The following is a 16,334-nucleotide window of genomic DNA, read 5'->3' as shown; positions in this document are numbered from 1 at the left end:
GTGTTCCACTTATGAAGTTGGGCCACTCAATTTATCGTTTTGTATTACTTCTTCACTTATCAGGTCCATATCATGAATAATCTTCTAAAAGTTGCGAGCCAAATTCCTTTAGGGGTTCCTAAGCAAACTGTTGTCATTAATCCAGTGATCTTACACCCTGAGTTTCGTAGCGTCCCTTTGGAGTTGAGCATTACAATGCCTGTTCAAGGTCGTGGGCTTCCTATTATCCTGCTATCGCATGGTGATGGACCTTCACTTTATCTTCCTTCTAAGGATGGGTACACACCACTTGCGAATTTTTATGCCGAACAGGGCTTTGTCGTTATTCAGCCAACGCATGCAAACTCCAAGGTTGCCGGATTGGCGCATAGTGAAGCCGGAGCGCCATTATTCTGGCACATGCGGGTTCTGGAGATGAAACATATACTGGATAGCTTGAGCATAATTGAAAGAATAACCCCTTTGCTTGCCGGGCGCTTGGATCATCAGCGTATTGCAGCTGTTGGGCATTCGATGGGAGGTCAGACTATTGGCATGTTGCTTGGCGCAAGGCTGACAAACCCTGCCAATGCTCAAGAAATTGATGTTAATGTTCTTGAACCTAGAGTGAAAGCGGGTGTTTTACTCGCTCCCCCTGGCAATGGGGGCGAAGAGTTGAGTGCATTTGCAAAAGAGAATTTTCCCGAGCTTAACCCTGATTACTCCTATCTAACGACACAATCTCTTTGTGTGGTCGGAAGTGAGGATCTCAATCCCTTTATGACTGTACGTGGCCCTGAGTGGTATCGCGCAGCTTATGAACATGGGCCGGGCTGCGAATACCTTCTGAGTTTAACTGGCGGACAACATGGCCTTGGGGGTATTGCTGGATATGATGCCAAGGAAACAGCAGATGAGGACCCAGATCGCCTTGCTATTGTGCAGCGTTTGACCGCGGCCTATTTGAAAACAGCGCTTTATGAAGATGATCCCTCGTGGCGCGATGCTTGCCAAGTTCTTTTGACAAAAGCTTCACACTTGGCTCGTTTAGAGACCAAGCTATCAAAAGATGTGCTCGAGTTTTCAAATACACAAGAGCCTGCTCGTTAAAAGCTCTGAACTTCGCTTTGATTTCTTCCAAAGAAAAGGGCCACCCAATGGGCGGCCCTTTTAACGTTGTCGGTGCTTGCACGATCAATCAAAACGGCCACTGGCGTGAGCCAGCATGGTGTAAACCTTGCCTGTATCCGAGGTGAGGTAGGTTTGTGCCATTTTGTTGTCTTTATCGTTGCGAGACACTTGGGTTAGCAGTTGTTCGAAATCCTTGATGTACTGTTCAACAGCGCCTCGGAATTCGCCATCTTGCTTGTACTTTTTCTTGATTTCGTCAAATGTCTGCTGGCCTTGTAGCGTGTAAAGGCGGCGTGTGAAGACGTCCCGTTCCCCGCGTTTGTAGCGCTCCCATAGATCAACAAATGTTTCATGATCGACAGAGCGGGCAATATCCATGCTGAGTGAATTTAAGGACTCAACCACATGTTTTGGAGAACGTGTTGGCTGGCTGCTCTGGCGGCCTGCGTTCTTGCGGTTTTCCTCAGCTTCATTTGAAGCACGGCGGAGCAAATCACTCATCCAGCCTTTTTCATCGACTGGTTGAGTGCCTTGTGGCTCTTCTTTTGCCTTTGCCGCTCTGGTTTTCGTTGCCGCAGGTTTTGCCGCTTTTGCCGGAGCTGCTTCTGCTTTTTGTGCGCTGGCCTTACGTGTTGCCGGGCGCGGGGCAGGAGGGGTTGTCGCTCTTGTGTGGGAAGCTTCCGGGTTGGCAAGCGTCCGGGTTTCGCCAGGAGCGGAAACATCAAGCTGTGAAGACTGTTTGGCAACAATCATTGACAGCTCTTCAAGTGCTTTCACCTGGTCTGTGACAACGCGGCGCAATGCGGAGGTAGAGGCTTCAGCTTCTTCTGGCAATGCCAAGAGGCCCGCATTCAGCTCTTGCCTTGTTGCCTCCAGTTCTTGGTGTACCTGGAAAGCGACTTCGCGCATTTGCGTGGTGGTCTGGATAAACTGGCCAGCAGCATCGGAAAGGGTTTTTTGCATATCGCCGATGATTTCATCTTGTGAAGCGCGAATGCTGTCCCTTGCTTTCTGGCTTTCCACACCCGCCGTCATCCGCATGCTTTCAAACTGTTCGGATACGGATTTGGTGGCTGCTTCTGCTGCGGCTTTCAGCATGCCCGCAACCTGACGTGCTTTGTCGTCGGCAGCTTCCAGCACATCGCCAAGGTTTCCGGTGTAGGTGGACATCAATTCCTCAACCCCGGATGTCTTTTCAATCAAGGTCTGGGAAAGGGCCTCAATTGCCAAGCGGCGATCTGTAATGCGGCTTTCAACAGCTGTATTGGCGTCTTCCAGATCAAGAATAGACTTGGCAAGCTGTTGGTTCTGATCATCCATACCCTTGGTGATTTTGGCAGCATCTTCCAGAACGGAAGTTGTGCTTTCTCGCAGCAGCTCAACTTGTGCCTCAATGGTTGAGTTGGCTTGTTCGGTCTGGTTTACAGCCCGATCAATGGCTGTGCGGAACTCTTCGGCGCGTTGAGCCAGGCCACCTTCCACATCGGTCAGGTTACTGCCGGCGGTTGCCAAAATGGTACCAAGCGAGGCGTTTGTACCTTCCAGTTGCTCGATAATTTTCGCAATTTCATTGGAAAGCTGGCCGTTAGTGGTTTGCAACTTGCCAACGGCTTCTTGCGAGTGCTGATCGATAGTTTCTTTAATCTGCGTCACGGCATCGCCCAAAGTACTTGCCGCTTGCTCGCTACTTTGTTGCAGGTTGTTGGTTATTTCAACTCCCTGCTTAGCCGTGGCGGTGAGTAGTTTCGTGACATCTTTTTCCAGACGTTCGCGGGTGTTGACCATGGCTTTTGCTGCCATATCGCCGCGCTCATCCAGTGTTGTTACGAGCTGCTCGACCTGTTTTGCAAAACTATCGTGGGCTGTTTCTAGCGAGCTGGTTGCAGCCAAGGCACGCTCATCAATGGCATTGGTCAGTTTTTCACCAGCTTCAACCATTGTTTTGGTGGCATCAACGCCCGAGCGAGCGAAGTTGTCCACCATCTCTTTGCCCTTCACGTTCACGGCATCAAGGATCGCGCTTTGAACTTTTTCAACGCGCGAGGTGAGACCTTCGGCTCTTTCCTCAATGGCCACGATCAAATCATTACCATCCTTGCTGATAATGCTGGAAAGTTCTGAAGAACGGGTTCCAAAGGCTTCGTTGAGGTTGGTTGCCTTTTGCAACAATTCTTCTGAAACGGCATGGACGCGGTCAGATAGCGTTCCCGCAGCCTCTTCAATAACTGCGAAGACGCGGGTTCTAACTTCGGCGGATTCGCCTGCGAGCAAGTCGCGGATCTTATCAACCGACTCTTCGATGATTTTGGTCGATTTTTCACCTTCGGCGTTTAAGCGACCGGTTACATCTTCAATGGCTGCCAGCATGCCATCACGGGCATCTTGGGTTTCGGTTGCCAGGTTCGTGGACATTTGCGCCAATGTTTGCGCGTAGGCCGCACGGGCATTTTCCGCTTCTACGGTCATGCTCTTGGCAGCTTCTTCAACAGTTGCCAGTACCAAATCGCGAACAGCGGTGCTTTCTCCGGTTAGGCTGCCTTTTGCCGAAGCCATCGTCTCGTTGACAGAGGCAACGGTTTTTTCACCTTCACTAGAAATCGTGCCGGAAAGAGCCAGCATGGTCTCTGTGACAGTTTCTTGTGTTTTGGTGCGTTCCTCATCCAGCGCTTGGGATGCTTTAGCAACGACATCAAGAATGATTTCACGGGCACGTTCACTTTCAGTGTTTAACGAGCCTGTAATTTCGCTAAGGGCTTCAGTTAGAATTGAAGCTGCTTTTTCACTCTCGCCGCCAATTTTGTTGGAAATGGCTTCCACGCGCTCGCTTAGAATGCTTTCCAAAGCGGAAGCCCGGGTATCTAGCGTATCAGCCACATCCGATACCTTGGCCCCTAGTGTGATGTTGATTTCATCCACACGATTGGTAAGAGCGTCAGTCATCTGTTCCGATTGGCGAATAATGACCTTACCAGCTTCTTCCAAGCGCGAATCCAAGGCATCGGTCATCTCTTCCTGACCTTCCTTGAATGCACTGGCAATTTCACGGGTTCTGGCGACAAGTGTTTCACTTATCTGGCGTGCTCGGGCATCCAATGCATGGTCAATTCTCTCGGCACCGTTGGACATGGAGCCAGCCAAGTGTTCTGCCTTATCGGAGATAACGGTTGCTGCTGCTTCCACTTTATCGCCCACTGTTTTGTCAAAGTTTTCCAAAGAGGAAGAAATTGATTGCTCAATGTTGGCGGTGCGGACCGATAGGCCTTCGGTAATTTCTTCGGCCTTGCTGGTCATGGTATCACCAGCTGCCTCTACTTTTGTGGCCAGGTTAACCGCGATTATGTCGGTTTTATCCTCAAGGATTTTGGCAACCGAGACGGTTTGCTCTTCCAAAGTACTGGAAAGAAGCTCAGTACCGGCCTCAATTGCATTCACCACAACGGTTGTTCTGGTTTCCAGCGTTTCGTTCAGCTCGTGGGTGCGGCTTTGCAGGGTGTCAGAGAGAGTTCCTGCGCGGCTGTCCAGCGTGCTTTCAAATGCGCTGGTGCGTTCCTCAAGAGTGTTGTCCAGCGTGTTCAAACGGCTGTCGATTGAGGCTGAAAGGTTTTGCGAGCGTAAATCAAGGGATTGAACCAGCTCATTTCCTTTGTCACCCACCAGCTGATCCATTTCGGTCAGGCGGGCACCAAGGTTGGCAGTCAAGTGACCACCTTTCAAATCCAAGGTGTCGGTAAACTTATCGCTGATCTCGTTCAGCTCGTCCGTCAAGCGTTCAGAGCGGGAGCCGATGAGGCGCGCCAGTTCTGTACCGGTGTCGGCAAGCTTTACCGTTAACTCGTCGGTACGTTGACCCAAGGAGCCGGTGATTTCGCCGCTCACTGTTTCCATAGCAACTTTGAAGTCAACGGCCTTGTTTTCAATCAACAGCGCCAGTTCAGCGCCACGGTTGGCAAGGGTTTCATCTAATGCTGCACCGTTAACAGTAATGCTTTCATGAATACGGGCGGAGATATCGTCAAGACGCTCAACAAATTCGCTGGTATCCGTACTGATGGTCTTGCTGAAGCTGGTGGAAGTATCGCTCAGGCGGCCCACAATTTCCGAACTGCGGAGGGAGAGATCTTCCACAATGCTCTCGCCGGCACCGGAGAGAACTTCGGAAACCTCTTTCGAGCGGTTGGTGAAGGTGTCAATAACCTCGCTACAGTTAACGGCGATATTTTCGTTAATCTCGCGGCCACGCTCGGCGATCCCCTCGGAGACTTTGCTGCCAGTTTCACGCAGGGCAAAATCAAGGTTCTCAAAGCGCTCATCGACATTTGTTATGATGTCGTTGGAGCGTGCTGTTATGGTGGTGATGAGCTGGCCACCGGTTTCGGAAATGTTGGTGTTGATTTCCTCGCCGCTATTGCGCAGTTGCTCGTGCAGTTTTTCGCCTGCACCCATAAAGCGGGTGGTGATGCCTTCAAGCGTATGGGAAAGGTGTGCCTCAAGGCTGGAATTGGCTTCGCCCACACGGTTGGTTAATGCGTTTACAGTGTCGGAAATGCTGACTGTGAGCCTATCACTTTCAGAGCCAAGATGCTCGGAAAGCTCTGTTGTGGTCGCAGAAACCTTGGCATTAATATTCTGTGTTGCGCTTGTAACCGTTTCGTTAATGGAGCTGACACCCGTTGCCAGCGTGTTGTCCAGCTGGGCGTTTGCGCTGGTCAGGGTCTGGTCAATCTGGCCCAGCTTGCTGTTCAAGGTGTCATTCAACTCGCTATGCGCGGTGTTGAGCTCGCCAGCAACTCGGGTCGAGGTATCGTTCAGGCTGACCTGCAAGCGGCTTGAAGCTGTTTCAACGGCTTCATTCATCGCCGATATACCGGTCGACAAGGTGGTGCTGACCGTATTGTTCATGGTGTCAACTTTTTCGCTGACATCATTGAGCGAGGTCGCAACTGTATCGCGCAGGCTGTCACTTGCGTTGTTAAGATCGCTCGATACACGGTCCGTTGTGTTGGTGAGCGTGTTATCCAAACGCTCGGTTGCTGTGTCAACAGCATTGGTTAGCGAGCTGAGACCGGTCGACAACGTGGTATCGACCATTGCATTCATGCTGGTGACTTTTTCAGAAACGTCCTTGAGGGATGAGGAAACGGTCTCAACCAAGGTGTTTCGTGCGCTGCTCATCTGGCTGGTTGCTTGCTCGGTGGAAGCGGTGAGCGCTTCGTCAAGCTGCATGGTGGATTCGCCAAGCGACTGGTTCAAGGTGCTGAGGCCAGAGGCAAGGGTTGCCCCGACTTGACGATTCATGCCATCGACGCTGTTGCTGACGTTTTCCAAAGCTTCGCTGACGCTGGTGTTTAGCGTTCTGCTGGCTGTTGTCAAATTTTCATGCACAGTGGCAGAGGTCTCGTTCAATGTGGTGGTCAAGCGCTCTGTGGTGTCATTAACAGTGCGGTTGATTGTTGTGAGACCGGTTTCAAGCGTGGTGCCAAGCTCGTTGTTAATGCTACCCATTTTACCAGTCATTTCACTGGTGGTCACATTAAGGGTATCTGTGAGCTCGCCACTTGCTGTGCTCATGGCACTGGTTAGGGAGGCAATGCCCGATGCAAGGGCTTGCTCCAGTTCGGCGTTAACTTGCGTTACTTTACCGGTTACGCTGGTCGAGGTTGCCTCAAGGCTATCTTTCAGCTTGCCGGTTGCACTGGAAACACTCTGGTTAACAGCTGTGACGCCGTTTGCCAGTGTTTCGGTTAGCTCTGCGTTTACTGTGACGACTTTATCCGTCACATCACTGCTGGTTTTCTCAAGGTTTTGTTTGAGATCATCGCTGGCAGCGCTGAGTGAGCTGGTTAATGTATTCACACCCGTGGTAACAGTGCTATCAAGGGTATTGGTGGTGTCTTGCAGGGTTTGGTTGATATGGTTGACACCGGAAGTCAGCGTAATGCCGAGTTCTTCGTTCACCGAGCCAATCTTGCCGGCAATTTCGCTCGTAGTGGCTTGCAAACTGTCGGAGAGGCGCTGGTTGGCTCCATCCACCCCTTCACTGAAGGCGGTGAGCGAGGTGGTTAAGGTCTCGCCCATCTGCTCTTGCATTTCGGCCACCTTATCGGTGATGCGGGTGATGCCCACGCCGAGAGTTGCGTTAATCTCTTCGTTTGTTGTTGCGATACTGTCGGTCACATTGGCGGTTGTGGCGTATAGCGTTTCTGCCAATTGTGAGCTGGCGCTGGTGGCGCTGTCGTTAAAGTCCTTCAAGCTCGCGCTCAAGACATTGTTGAGCTGCGAGGTCGATCTGGACACGGTATCGGTAATGTTGGTCATGCCGTAAGACAGGCTGGCCGAGAGTTCTGTTGATGATGCTTCAATGCGCTGCGTCACATCGCTGGTGGTGGCACGCAGGCTTTCGTGCAGTTGCGCACTAACACTGGAAACATTCTCATTAAACTCTTCCAGACCAGTTGTTACAGTGGTGGAAAGCTGGCCCGAGGCACTAACAACGGTTTCGTTAATGTGGGTAACGCCACTGGCAACTGTGGTTTGCAGTGTGGAGTTGGCATCGTGGATACTGTCGGTTACCTCGACTGTGGTGGTAATCAAAGTATCTTTCAGCTGGGTGCTAACGGCACTGACGTTTTCGTTAAACTCTTCCAGACCACTTGAGAGCGTGGTGTTGAGGTCAACGGAGGCGGCATTAAAGCGCTCGGTGACACCGGTGGCGGTGTTGTTGAGTGTGGCGTTGAGCTGCTCACTGGTTTCCACAAAGCGCTTGGTTACGCTGTTGGCGGTACGCTCAATTTCACTGGTAAGGTTATCGCCTTTGTTTTCAAGGGCAATACGCAGCGCTTCGGTGCTGTCGACAACCGTGTCGGCCAGACCTTCACCGGCACGCTTGAGCGACTTGCCAAGCATCTGGCCTTTTTGGGTTAGCAGTTCGCTTACCTGGTTAGAGCGTGCTTCCAGTGCGTCTTCAATTCTGTCGCCGGTAGCCGACAGTGCGTTGTTCATTTCATCTGAGCGGGCGTTTAGCGTATCGACCAGGCTGTCAGAGGTTTCTGCCAGACGGGCATTGAGTTCATCACCGCGGGTGGTCAGGCCATCGACGAATTTGTTGGCTGACTTGGTGAAGGTATCATTTACTTCTTTGCCGCGCTCGGAAAGTGTTGCGGAGAGTTCTTTACCGGAGTTGGTAAGGGTGTCAACAAGCTCGGTACCTGTTGAAGTCAAGCGCTCAACGTAATCATCGGAGCGGCTGGTTAGCGAGGTGAGCATTTCACTACCAGAGCCAACAAAGCTCTCGCGGGCATCGCTCATTTGCTCTTCGATGCGGGCGGTGAGTTTTTCCAGTTCGGCTTCAATGGCGGTGGTCAGGCGTTCCCTGGCACGATCTACGGAGCTGGCGAACTCCTCCGATGTGGAACTTAACTGGCTGGCGAGGCCCTCATGGGTTCCTGAGATCGTTTCCTTAACAAGCGAGGCGTTGAGTTGGATGGCTTCACGTTGAGAGACCAGCTCGTCTACCAAGCGGCGGATTTTGACTTCGTTGTCGTTATAAGAATTTTCTAGGGAAGCAACTTCTTTATGTAAGATCACTTCCAGTTCACCGGCGCGGGCAATGGAGCGCTCGATACCATCGCCCATAGCTTGCACTTCGCGGCGAATGGCTTGACCCACATTCAAAATGCTTTCGCGGGCAAAATCTTCTGGTTCGGCAAGGCGCATAGCCACTTCGCTCATGGAGCGGGCCACATTGCGCATTTCTTGCGCACGCCAAATCATAAAGGCCATCATCCAGAAGAACAGGACAGGTATAACAATGGCGACGGTTGCCAATACCAAGGATGGCGAGGACGCAAATTCGGTAAAGTTTGTAATTGCCGCCCAATTGATATCAAAAGAGGAGCGGGCAAAAACCGCACCTAGTCCCGCCCAAACAACGGTGAGCGCAAATGCAAACCAATAAGGTGCCAGTGACGGCTTTGCCTGCATGGCGATCATGAGCGAGGCCACAGACTGGCGATCATCATTGCTGGCTGCGGGGGGGCGACTACCTCTATTGCGCTTGCGCTCGGGTCTGGTTGATTTGTCGCTCAACTTTTCTTGGAGCTTTTCCTCTGAAAGTTTCGGTTTTTCAGCACTCGCTTCATCCTTAACTTCCTGATCAACCTTTTTGCTGTCGCTCTCAAACAGGGCGTCTTGGTCTTCCATTGCGCCAAAACCAGAGGACAACGCCTCTTCAACTGCTGAGAGGGCAACTTCCGACGGAGCTTTCGCCTTCGGGGTGTTCGCCATTTTTTCGCCTCGTATACATACTCATTACTAATAGCTGTTAGGCACAGTTTTCTCGCCATACTGAGCCGCAGCGCATTTGCAAAGGTTAGCAATAGTTAACTATAATTTGCCTCAGAGTCTTCGAGGATTTTTTATTGTGTAATTGCACGAATGATCCGTAAATTAACTTTAACGATACGTTAATTTAAAACCACCCACCTTGCAGCATGCTTTCATCTAATGGCACAAAGACCTTGCGTGTACAACAAGCGTTTGGCGCCTCTTGTGGATCCGGTGGCAAAACTCATTTGCATTGGATTGTCTGTGTGGATGTTTCTGACTCAAGGAAAGATTCTACCTAGGAATTCTGAGGGATTCCCTTCGTGAAAATTCTCCAATATGAAAAAGTTAAGAAGTTAATGAGATTGAGCTGAAAACGGCTTTTATGGGCTGGTATTGAGGAGAAAGGGTCGACGTGTTTTTTCATTTTTCAACACTCTCGTTGAACATAGGTAACGCCTTACGTTTTACATGGTTTACGAAATAATTAAGGTTAATAGAAATGCTCCTAAAAAATGTTTAGGGTGGATAAAGCACTCAAAAGTTGAGTTTGTGTGTTAACCATTGTGGCAAGGTCGGCACATGTTCGTTGAACAAAAATAGACGATGGTTACACGGTGCTGTAGCGCTTACATTTGTGGCATTAACTACCTGTTAACCATAAAAATAATTTGTGAATTTTTTTCTAGACTCTGATTCTTGAAGGGCAATTCCAATAAAAGCGAGGCGGTTTTTTATCGCCCAATTGTCATAAATGACTGATTTTAGAATCAGTTCTCGTTTGCCATTCATTGCTGCGTCAGCAAGGCGGCGAACATTACATTGAGGACAGACCATGCAAACGCAAACGGACGGTCAGGCGGCCCGCAGCGGGTTTATTGATTTAGAGCACCTGAAAAGTGTTACATTTTCAGACCAAGGTTTTTGTGTCGAAATTTTACAGGTTTATCAACGCCAAGTTCGTGAGCTTGTCGCCAGTTTACGTAAGCCAAATGGCAGCGCACTTGAGCAAGAGAACGACTTACACCGTTTAAAAGGGGCAAGTGTTGGTATTGGTGCCTTTAAGCTTTCTCAAGCAATTGAGATAATACCTGTAGGTAGTGAGAAGCTCCCTGATGATTTACTTGCTGAAGTATTTGATTTAACTGAAAAAACACTTAATGAAATTGAGGGGCTTTTAGAGCGAAGCCTCTAGTTTTTAGCTATTATTTTCCTGGTGGATTGTTGCAAGTAGGCTGCTGCGAGGCTATCTAAGGTCAATGTAAAAATAATAAGCCCAGCAATTCGCGTTTACTATAAGCCATAGTGCCGGGCGTTTTCTGGAAAGATCAAGATGCCCAAAATTACGTTCATTACACATGACGGTACTAGGCAAGAGGTGGAAGCTGCCGCTGGTTCAACCGTTATGGAAGCTGCTATAAAGCATATGGTGCCAGGTATTGAGGCCGAATGCGGCGGCGCATGTGCTTGTGCGACATGCCATGTTTATGTTGACCCGCAATGGGTTGATAAAACTGGCAGCCCCGAGCCAATGGAAGAAGATATGCTGGATTTTGCTCAGGATGTGCGCGATACATCGCGGTTATGCTGCCAAATTAAGCTGGAAGATAATTTGGATGGTTTGATTGTGCATGTTCCAGAGTCTCAAGGCTAAGAGAACACCTTTACTTTAGCTTTTAAAGGGCATGTCCGTGGTGGCATGCCCTTTTCGCATGCTCTTAAGAGCTTTACCCTTATTCAGCAGCTTGCGTTATGGCGCTACTTTGTTTTTCGAGGAAGGCGAACTCATTACCAACTGCGGGCTGGTGGGGCACCAGGCGGGCGAGTACAAGGCTCACAAAGGCCATTGCTGCACCAAGTAGAAATACCAGTGTAGGCGAGTACAGCCAAATCATCCCGAAAAGAACAGGGATAAATACAGCAGCAATGTGATTGATGGTAAAGGAAACGCCAGAGGTCGGGGCAATGTCTGCGGGATCGGCGATCTTTTGGAAGTAGGTTTTGATCGCAATTGCCATAGCAAAGAAGGCGTGGTCGATCACGTATAGCGCACCAGCGACATAAACATTACTCACAAAGGCATAGCTGACAAATACTAGTATTAGTCCAACATATTCTAGGGTAAGAGAGGTTCTCTCGCCAAATTTGCCTATGAAGGCACCGAGTTTTGCTGATAGGAAAACGCTGATAAGTCCGTTGATTAAAAACAGGCTTGCCACCTGATGGACTTCATAGCCAAATTTTTCGACCATCAAGAAGCCGGCGAAGACGGTGAAAATTTGCCGGCGTGCCCCACCCATAAAAGTAAGCGCATAAAACAACCAATAACGCTTACGTAGTACGAGCTTCTTGTTTTGGCGCACTCCGTTTTTGAAATGCGGGAATACAAATGCCGCAATAATCACAAGAAGAGTGCTCACAAGGCCTGCTGTCATGAATGATTGCGCATAGGTGACAGGTAAAAACTGCCAGCTTAAATAAATCAGGCCATAGGTACAAAGCTGAGCAAAGGCGGAAATGGAGAGTATACGCCCCATGTTATGGGCCGCGGTTTGCTTGGGCAGCCATTGCAATGAGAGCGATTGGCGCAGGGTTTCAAAATAATGAAAGCCGATGGACATTATGAATGTGGTTGTAAGAAAACCGATTTTACTGGCAAAAATACCGGTCACTGCAACGCCAATCCCCAGAACGACGAGAGAAATATAAGCAAAGGTTTGCTCGGTGAATAGCAATAGAAAAATAACAATGGAGGCAGCTAATAGACCGGGAATTTCACGTACGGATTGTTGCAGCCCAATCTCCGGGCCGCCAAAGCCCAGCTCATGAACTGCGAAATTGTTCATCAAGTTCCACCAAGCGCCGAAAGAAAGCTGCATGGCAACGGAGAGCAAAACAAGCAGCATTATCGGTGAACGATAGCCGTAGTGTGGGTCCTTTAAAGCGTTAAACATGGGGTTCCTATTCAAATCTTTTATTGTCGTGCTTTCTTTGATTATTAACAGTTGTACTTATTGCGCGTTAGCGGTAATATGCCAAAAAATATTGCTAAGTCGCCAAATTGAAAGTTATTTGCAAAAGCTTGAGGGCCTTGGTGTTGATTACGGGAGTGTCTAGCGATGGATGATGTGCACCCGGATGTTCTGGTGCGGCCCAATCACGATGCGAAGGTTTCTGTGTGGGCGCATGCGGCGGACATTGGCGAAGGTGTGGAAACGCAGGCACACTGTCACCCGGATCATGGTCAGCTGATGCATATCTATAGTGGTGTTATGCGGGTTGATACGAGTTCAGGCTCTTTTGTTATTCCCCCGGAGCGCGCGGTATGGGTGCCAGCGGGAGTGATGCATGCCAGTGCTTATCCGCGTGCAGTGAAGTTTCGCACACTTTATCTCAACACATCATTTTATGAGCATCTGCCGCAGGATTGTGGCGTTGTGCAAGTAACCCCCTTATTGAGAGAGCTTATCAAGGTGATGATGCGCCGTCCGCAGCATTACATGCGTGATAGTGAAACCGGCCGACTAGCTGATGTGATTGCTGATCAGATTTGCGCGCTGCCTGCGGCAACTTTGTCGCTACAGGTTTCTATGGCGCAAGGGCATCGCGGCTTAGAAGAATTTTGTCAGCAGGTGCGTGAAGCGCCAGCCCTGGCACCAAGTATCGATGGGGCCGCGCGTGGTTTGGCGATGTCGGTGCGAAGTTTCGAGCGTCATTTCAAAAAGGCAACGGGTCAAAATTATCGAGTTTGGTGCGCACAGGTAAAAATGTTGGGTGCATTGGAGTTGCTTGCCAGTGGTCTGCGTGTTTCGGAGATATCGCATCAACTGGGTTATGAGGGGGCCAGCGGATTTATCCAGCAATTCAAGAGCACTTTTGGTACCACGCCGGGGCAGTATTACCGCAATGTCCTTAAAGGCGAAAAGCCCTAGGTGCTTTAAGAGCGTTGCGTTTGTGCCCCATTGAACTGATTAAAGGCAGGAGGCAACAAATTGGCGTACGGGGTTGGCGCTACCTTTTAAATTGACATTATATATTTGATGACCGCCGATATTAATTTGCAGCGTGCTTTGCGAAATCAGCTTTTGCCAAAGCGGGTCAGATATTCCCAGTTCCAGCTTTGGCAAAGAAACGCCGAATTCGTTATTGCGGCTGCCGCCTATGGCAATATAGTCTTCGATGTAATCGCCCATTGCAATGCTGAGGCGTACAGAATCGCCCGTATCAAGTGTTGGAACTGTGCTTTGAAAAGTGATCGTTGCTTTTGCCGAGCCCGGTTGACATGAGGCAATGAAATCACGGTCATCGGTTTCCGGCTGTCCATGTACCAACCAGCTTTGTTGTCTCTTGCTTATGTACCATTGCTTTTGGGAGAGACTTAGACCGGCTCTTTCGGAGGGATGCTGGAATTTTTCCCGGTTTTGCAACATATCTGCGGCAATGAGCTCTTTGGTCGCGAGCGAATAGCTCGTGGTGAGTGCGCTTTTATGGGTTCTGTTCAAGCGGCAAATGAACGTGAGTGGAACATAATTGCCATTTTCGGCAATTACACCGCGCCCTGATAAGGTGTTGGCATTGAGCTCAAGTGCCGGTTGCTTGTTTAAGCTGGCATTTTCAAAGCTACCTAAACCCAAAGATAAATCAACACGTTGCGGGTTGTACTCGGAAATTTGTGCCTTTAAGCGGTTTTCGCAGGCAAAACGTGCCCGGCGTAGGGGACCTGCCTGCTGCTTTAAGACTGGCGGCTCCCACCGGGCCGTTGGTTTGTTCGCTACGACAGGCTGTTGTATCATTGGACGAAAATAGCAAGCTTTTTTCTGATGGCTGGCAGGGTCGCCAAATCGGGTCTTTTTGCAGGCAATCTCATCTTGAACCAGTCGTTCATAATAAGCATCAGGGCGGCCGAAGCGTACAACAGTCGGGTAGGGGACTTTGCAAAGCTGACCCGCATAAGCGCATAGAACCCAGCCATCTTTCGTTTTGGTAGGCAGAGGCAGGTTATTTAGCTTTCTGTTCTGCTTTTTGTGTGGCCTATTTGCATTTATTGTGCTGTGGCGCTCTGGCTGGCCGATAAAGAAGATACCGCGACAGCCTCTGTCAACCCAAATACCGGAGATTGTGGTGCCCCAGCTCTTGCCTTTTCGGCAAAGGGCGGCACCTGTTTGCCTTAGCAAGACTATATTGCGAGAGGACATGCTTTTCAGTTTACATATTCTGCGCTTGCCATTTATGGACTCGCAGCGCAGCAAATCCTCGGGGTAGAACTCAACCGGTAGTGTTGTGTTGTAATCCTCATCCACGGAAATAGACCGATCCGGTTTGTGCTCTATTTCTGCCTGGTTCTTGTCGACACCAACTTTGCTGTTAAGGCAGTCAACAAACTCGCTGCTGGTTAAGGTGCCAGATGTTTCGTCCAAGCATTGCTCAAACAATATGGCGGGTACTAGATTGTCATCAAGTAAATTTGCATGAGAGCTAGGCGCGGCTGAGAAGTAAAATAAAATTATAGGCAAATATTTAATAAAATTCGCCAAGTAATTTCTTTGTGTACAATTTAACATTGTTGCCTTCTCACCTGTAATGGCACCTATTGCAATCTAGGGGTTAAATGCTTGTGCTAAGCTTGGCTGAAGCTTAACTTCCTTAACGTACAGGCGAGATATATATTCATTTTTTGTTATCTAACAAACTTGGGTCGTTAACAGGTGTGTAGAACTTTTAGGAGCGGGCCAGTTCTTTCATAGCATTTTCAAGACCTTCTAGCGTTAAGGGGTACATTTTCCCTTTCATAATGTCATTGACTAAAGCAATACTTGGCGTGAAATGCCAGTGGTTTTGCGAAACGGGGTTTAACCATACATTTTTAGAATAAATATCGGTTATCCGCCTTAGCCAAGTTTCACCCGATTCTTCATTCCAATGTTCTACGGCTCCACCTGGATAGATAATCTCGTAGGGGCTCATGGAAGCATCTCCTACAAAAATCAGCTTATAGTCTGCCGGGTATTTGTGCAGTACATCGATTGTATTGATGCGTTCATCATGGCGGCGGGCGTTGTGCTTCCACACAAATTCATAGGGGCAATTGTGGAAGTAAAAATACTCCATCACTTTGAATTCGGTCTTGGCAGCAGAAAAAAGCTCCTCACATGTGCGAATATGGTCGTCCATAGAGCCACCAATATCGAAAAACAACAGCACCTTAACAGTGTTGCGGCGCTCGGGGCGCATTTTGATATCCAGCAGGCCGTTTCTGGCAGTGTGCGAAATTGTGTTATCAAGATCCAGTTCGTCCTCCGCACCTTGCCTTGCAAATTTGCGCAGGCGTTTGAGCGCAACCTTGATGTTACGGGTGCCCAATTCACGCGAACTGTCAAGGTCTTGATATTCGCGGCGGTCCCAGACTTTGACGGCACGGCGATGCCGGCTTTCGTTTTGGCCAATGCGTACCCCTTCCGGGTTGTAGCCATAGGCACCAAAGGGCGACGTTCCTGCTGTACCTATCCACTTGCTGCCGCCCTGGTGGCGTTCACCTTGTTCTTTCAAACGCTGGGCCAAGGTTTCCATGAGCTTTTCAAAGCCGCCCACAGATTTAATCAGGGCCTTGTCCTCTTCACTTAAGTGCTTTTCGGCAAGTTTGGCCAACCACTCACTGGGCAGTTGCTCAATGGGTATTTCACTCAGTAAGTTTAGCCCTTCGAACCTAGTGGCAAACACTCTGTCAAACTTATCGAAATTCGCTTCATCCTTCACGAGCACCATGCGTGAAAGATAATAGAACCTCTCGACATCCTGATTGGAAAGACCAGCATCAAGGGCCTCCATCAAGGTGAGGTATTCGCGCAGGGAAACTGGCAGACCGGCGGTTTTCAGCTCAAGGAAAAATTCAATAAACATGGCTG

8 protein-coding genes are annotated in these 16,334 nt (G+C 49.5%); 4 read left to right on the top strand and 4 right to left on the bottom strand.

What is annotated here, in order from left to right; genetic code table 11:
- Positions 1–72: 72 nt before the first annotated feature.
- Complete coding sequence (locus AYK67_RS09890; protein WP_082735741.1) at positions 73–1,089, top strand: alpha/beta hydrolase family protein; 1,017 nt, start codon at positions 73–75, stop codon at positions 1,087–1,089.
- 84 nt (positions 1,090–1,173) lie between these two features.
- On the opposite strand, the gene AYK67_RS09885 is transcribed toward AYK67_RS09890, so the two are convergent.
- Positions 1,174–9,393 (bottom strand): apolipoprotein A-IV repeat region-like domain-containing protein, encoded by an 8,220-nt coding sequence (locus AYK67_RS09885; protein ID WP_068085752.1) that lies wholly within the window; start codon positions 9,391–9,393, stop codon positions 1,174–1,176.
- An 874-nt stretch (positions 9,394–10,267) separates the two neighbouring features.
- On the opposite strand from AYK67_RS09885, the gene AYK67_RS09875 reads away from it, so the two are divergent.
- Positions 10,268–10,627: a hypothetical protein gene (locus tag AYK67_RS09875; protein WP_068085748.1), complete on the top strand. Its 360-nt coding sequence runs from the start codon at positions 10,268–10,270 to the stop codon at positions 10,625–10,627.
- A 138-nt stretch (positions 10,628–10,765) separates the two neighbouring features.
- Positions 10,766–11,086 (top strand): 2Fe-2S iron-sulfur cluster-binding protein, encoded by a 321-nt coding sequence (locus AYK67_RS09870; RefSeq protein ID WP_068085745.1) that lies wholly within the window; start codon positions 10,766–10,768, stop codon positions 11,084–11,086.
- A gap of 79 nt (positions 11,087–11,165) precedes the next feature.
- On the opposite strand, the gene AYK67_RS09865 is transcribed toward AYK67_RS09870, so the two are convergent.
- Positions 11,166–12,386 carry an MFS transporter gene (locus tag AYK67_RS09865; RefSeq protein ID WP_068085742.1) on the bottom strand — a complete coding sequence of 407 codons (1,221 nt, stop codon included), beginning with the start codon at positions 12,384–12,386 and terminating at the stop codon, positions 11,166–11,168.
- Between the two features lie 165 nt (positions 12,387–12,551).
- Between AYK67_RS09865 and AYK67_RS09860 the strand changes: the two genes are divergently transcribed.
- Positions 12,552–13,364, top strand: a complete 813-nt coding sequence (locus AYK67_RS09860) for an AraC family transcriptional regulator (RefSeq protein WP_068085739.1) — start codon at positions 12,552–12,554, stop codon at positions 13,362–13,364.
- Between the two features lie 39 nt (positions 13,365–13,403).
- On the opposite strand, the gene AYK67_RS09855 is transcribed toward AYK67_RS09860, so the two are convergent.
- Entirely contained in the window at positions 13,404–14,849 is a 1,446-nt protein-coding gene (locus AYK67_RS09855) for a DUF3011 domain-containing protein (RefSeq protein WP_162265099.1), read from the bottom strand.
- A gap of 301 nt (positions 14,850–15,150) precedes the next feature.
- Positions 15,151–16,329, bottom strand: coding sequence for a vWA domain-containing protein (locus AYK67_RS09850; RefSeq protein WP_068085731.1), 1,179 nt, complete (start codon positions 16,327–16,329; stop codon positions 15,151–15,153).
- Positions 16,330–16,334 lie beyond the last annotated feature (5 nt).

The organism is Polycladidibacter stylochi, from assembly GCF_001562055.1.
Classification (GTDB): domain Bacteria; phylum Pseudomonadota; class Alphaproteobacteria; order Rhizobiales; family Stappiaceae; genus Pseudovibrio; species Pseudovibrio stylochi.
Note: the sequence above shows the minus strand (reverse complement) of the source record. Positions and strands in the feature narration are given on the sequence as shown.

Coding starts and splice junctions, on each gene's coding strand:
- AYK67_RS09890 (WP_082735741.1), top strand. CDS start 73: ATGAATAATCTTCTAAAAGTTGCGAGCCAAATTCCTTTAGGGGTTCCT.
- AYK67_RS09885 (WP_068085752.1), bottom strand. CDS start 9,393: ATGGCGAACACCCCGAAGGCGAAAGCTCCGTCGGAAGTTGCCCTCTCA.
- AYK67_RS09875 (WP_068085748.1), top strand. CDS start 10,268: ATGCAAACGCAAACGGACGGTCAGGCGGCCCGCAGCGGGTTTATTGAT.
- AYK67_RS09870 (WP_068085745.1), top strand. CDS start 10,766: ATGCCCAAAATTACGTTCATTACACATGACGGTACTAGGCAAGAGGTG.
- AYK67_RS09865 (WP_068085742.1), bottom strand. CDS start 12,386: ATGTTTAACGCTTTAAAGGACCCACACTACGGCTATCGTTCACCGATA.
- AYK67_RS09860 (WP_068085739.1), top strand. CDS start 12,552: ATGGATGATGTGCACCCGGATGTTCTGGTGCGGCCCAATCACGATGCG.
- AYK67_RS09850 (WP_068085731.1), bottom strand. CDS start 16,329: ATGTTTATTGAATTTTTCCTTGAGCTGAAAACCGCCGGTCTGCCAGTT.